General features: G+C 73.6%; 4 protein-coding genes. 2 read left to right on the forward strand and 2 right to left on the reverse strand.

Annotated elements, in window-relative coordinates; genetic code table 11:
• Nucleotides 1–209: 209 nt before the first annotated feature.
• Entirely contained in the window at nt 210–719 is a 510-nt protein-coding gene (gene irrA / locus DT057_RS05795) for an iron response transcriptional regulator IrrA (RefSeq protein WP_128561144.1), read from the forward strand.
• 154 nt (nt 720–873) lie between these two features.
• Here irrA and DT057_RS05800 read toward each other — a convergent pair whose 3' ends face one another.
• Nucleotides 874–1,431, reverse strand: a complete 558-nt coding sequence (locus DT057_RS05800; RefSeq protein WP_128561145.1) for an SH3 domain-containing protein — start codon at nt 1,429–1,431, stop codon at nt 874–876.
• Between the two features lie 299 nt (nt 1,432–1,730).
• On the opposite strand from DT057_RS05800, the gene DT057_RS05805 reads away from it, so the two are divergent.
• Nucleotides 1,731–2,732, forward strand: coding sequence for a 2-hydroxyacid dehydrogenase (locus DT057_RS05805; protein ID WP_128561146.1), 1,002 nt, complete (start codon nt 1,731–1,733; stop codon nt 2,730–2,732).
• A 101-nt stretch (nt 2,733–2,833) separates the two neighbouring features.
• Here the strand turns inward: DT057_RS05805 and DT057_RS05810 are convergent, their stop codons facing one another.
• Nucleotides 2,834–3,262: an OsmC family protein gene (locus DT057_RS05810; RefSeq protein WP_128561147.1), complete on the reverse strand. Its 429-nt coding sequence runs from the start codon at nt 3,260–3,262 to the stop codon at nt 2,834–2,836.
• Nucleotides 3,263–3,419: the final 157 nt, after the last annotated feature.

Consider the following 3,419-nt stretch of genomic DNA (forward strand, 5'->3'; position numbering starts at 1 on the left):
CGCCGCCGGGCCCGCGGCCCGGCCCGCCGCCCGGCCCGGCGCGCAGGGCGCCAAGCCCCTGCGCCGGGGCGTAAAAAGCCGGTCCGGGCGCCTACCCTGTAACGCTTCTGATCTGCGCCCGGACGGGGCCGTTCGGGTTGCGGGCGCAGGGCGGCGTGCCTATAAAGGTCGGCAGTGCTGCCGCATCCCGAGAGCCGATAGTTCCCCTGATGAACGACCTGTCGCCCCTGCATGCCGTGCTCAGCGCGCGCGCCCCGGCCCTCCAGGCCGAGTCGGGTGCGGCCGGGCAGCGTCGCGGCTGCCCCCTGTCGGAGCTGCGGGACCGCCTGCGCCGGGCCGGCCTGCGCCCGACCCGCCAGCGGCTCTCCCTCGGCTGGCTGCTGTTCGGCAAGGGCGACCGGCACCTCACGGCCGAGATGCTCTACGACGAGGCGATGCGGGCCAAGGTCCCGGTCTCGCTCGCGACCGTCTACAACACCCTGCACCAGTTCACCGAGGCGCGCCTGCTGCGCCAGCTCGCCCTCGACGGCTCGAAGGCCTACTTCGACACCAACCCGAGCGAGCACCACCACTTCTTCCTGGAGGAGGAGGGGCAGGTGCTCGACATGCCCGATTGCGGCATCACGGTCGACGCACTCCCCAACCCTCCCGAGGGCATGGAGATCGCCGGCGTCGAGGTGATCGTGCGCCTGCGCCGCCGCAGCGGCGGCCGGGCCTGAGGCGCGGCAAGCCCGCAATCCCGATTCCGGACAGCGAGAGGCCGCCGCCCGCCAGGGACCGGCGGCCTCTCGCGTCGGAGCGCCTGCCGGCGGGGCGGACGCCCGGTCGGCGGGCCGCTCCGCCGCCCGCGGGCCGGGCCGGGCCGGGGCGGGCCTACTCCACCTTCTCGTTCGGGTAGACGCCCCAGAGGCGGTCCTGGCGCAGGTAGCCGTCGACGTCGCCCCGCTTCTGCGGCAGCGCCACGACGAGGCGGCACCAGCTGCCGGTGCAGCTCTTCACGCTGCCGATCACGCCCGCCTGGAGCTGCGCCACCACGTCGCTGCCGTCCGCCCGGGCGTAGAGGGGCACCGGGGCGGCCTTGTCGCCCTGCGGCAGCACCACGGCGGTGCGGCGCCCCGACAGGAGCGAGTGCAGCACCCATCCCTCGGTCCCCTCCGAGTCGCGGATGCGGCGCCAGGTCTCGAACTCGGACACGATCTCGACCGGGAGCCCCGCGCGCTGGAAGACCCAGAGGGTGCGGTGGTCCTTGGAGGGGCCCTCGCGCAGGTTGACCCGGTCCGTCTTGAGGCTGACGTAGCGCGGCAGCGGCAGCTTCGTCACCGGCCCGACGCCGACGCCGCCCTCCTGCGCCGCGGGCGCCGGCGGCGCCGCCGCGGCGGGCGTCGCGGCGCCCAGGGCGGCGAGCAGGGCCGGAACGAGGAGCGGGAGCACGGTNTCCTCGGGTCCGGATTGTGTTCCGGTCCGCCTCTGCTAGAGAGGCAGCCGGGCGTGGCGCTCCGCGCCGAGCCGTCCGGGCGATCGGATATCGTGTGTTGCCGACACGTGGTTAACGGAGCGTGTCACCCGTCCGGGCGGCGCCCGTCGGCCCGGGCCGTGCCGCACCAAGGCGGGGCTTTCCGCCGGGGCGGAAGGTCGCCTATCGTGCATCCGAGCAGGCCGGGAGCAAGGCCGCCGGGCGCTGTCTTCCGCCCTTCCCGGGTGGGACGGCCGGCCGGTGACGGGGAGGGTTCATGTCGGTGAAGCGCAAGCCGCTCGTGGTGGTCACCCGGCGTCTGCCGGACGTGGTGGAGACGCGCATGCGCGAGCTCTTCGACGCCCGCCTCAATCACGACGACAAGCCCCTGAGCGGGCCGGCCCTGGCGCACGCCCTCCAGGAGGCGGACGTGCTGGTGCCCACCGTCACCGACGAGGTCGATGCCTCGCTCCTCGCGCAGGCCGGGCCGAACCTCCGCCTGATCGCGAATTTCGGCAACGGCGTCGATCACATCGACGTCGGCGTGGCGCTCCAGCGCGGCATCACGGTCACCAACACGCCCGGCGTCCTCACGGAGGACACCGCCGACATGACCATGGCGCTGATCCTGGCGGTGGCCCGGCGGGTCACCGAGGGCGCCCGCATCATCCCGGACGATGCCTGGGCCTCCGGCTGGTCGCCGACCTGGATGCTCGGCCGCCGCATCACCGGCAAGCGCCTCGGCATCGTCGGCATGGGCCGCATCGGCCAGGCCCTGGCGCGGCGGGCCAAGGCCTTCGGCCTCTCGATCCACTACCACAACCGCCGCCGCGTCTCGGGCCGCATCGAGGGGGACCTCGAGGCGACCTACTGGGAATCCCTCGACCAGATGCTGGCCCGGGTGGACATCGTCTCGGTCAACTGCCCGCACACGCCGGCGACCTACCACCTGCTGTCGGCGCGCCGCCTCAAGCTGCTCAAGCCCGAGGCCGTGGTGGTCAATACCGCCCGCGGCGAGGTGATCGACGAGACGGCCCTCGCGCGGCTGATCGAGGTCGGCGACATCGCCGGCGCCGGCCTCGACGTGTTCGAGCAGGAGCCGGCCGTGAGCCCCCGCCTCGTCAAGCTCGCCCGCGCCGGCAAGGTGGTGCTGCTGCCCCACATGGGCTCGGCCACCCACGAGAGCCGCGTCGACATGGGCGAGAAGGTCATCATCAACATCAAGACCTTCCTGGACGGCCACCGCCCGCCGGACCGCATCCTGCCGAGCATGCTGTAGGGACGGCCCGAAGCCCGCGGGAGACGACCGACGCCCGGTCGGACCGGAGGCCGTGCCTCCGGTCCCGGCGCCCGGGCCCGCAGGCCCGGGACGCACAGGCCTCACGCCGAGGTCAGCGTCGCGGCGAGCGTGATCTCCGCCTTGAGCAGCTTCGAGACCGGGCAGTTCTTCTCGGCGATCCCGGCGAGCTCGTCGAACTTCGCCTTGTCGATGCCCGGGATGTCGGCGCTGAGGGTCAGGGCCGACCTGGTGATGGTGAAGCCGTCGCCGTCCTTCTCCAGGGTGACGACCGCCTCCGTGCGCATCTCCCGGGCGGTGAGGCCCGCTCCCTGGAGCTGGAAGGCGAGCGCCATGGTGAAGCAGCCCGCGTGGGCGGCGGCGATCAGCTCCTCCGGGTTCGTGCCGGGCTCGTTCTCGAAGCGGGTGTTGAAGCCGTAGGGGTTCTCCGAGAGCACGCCCGATTGCGTCGTCAGACGGCCCTTGCCGTCCTTGCCGCTGCCCTGCCACACGGCGGTCGCCTTGCGATTCATGCGAGTCTCCTCATGATCCGGGCGAGGCGAAGCCCCGCCCCCTCCGCCATAGAGGCTGTCGGGGCGAAGCGGAATCCGCTTCTCTCGGCGCGCGGGGCCGCTTCTCCCGCGCGCGGGGCCGCCGGGGCGCTCGGGCGCGCCGTCGCGCGGCGCCCGC

The organism is Methylobacterium crusticola, assembly GCF_003574465.1.
Lineage (GTDB): Bacteria > Pseudomonadota > Alphaproteobacteria > Rhizobiales > Beijerinckiaceae > Methylobacterium > Methylobacterium crusticola.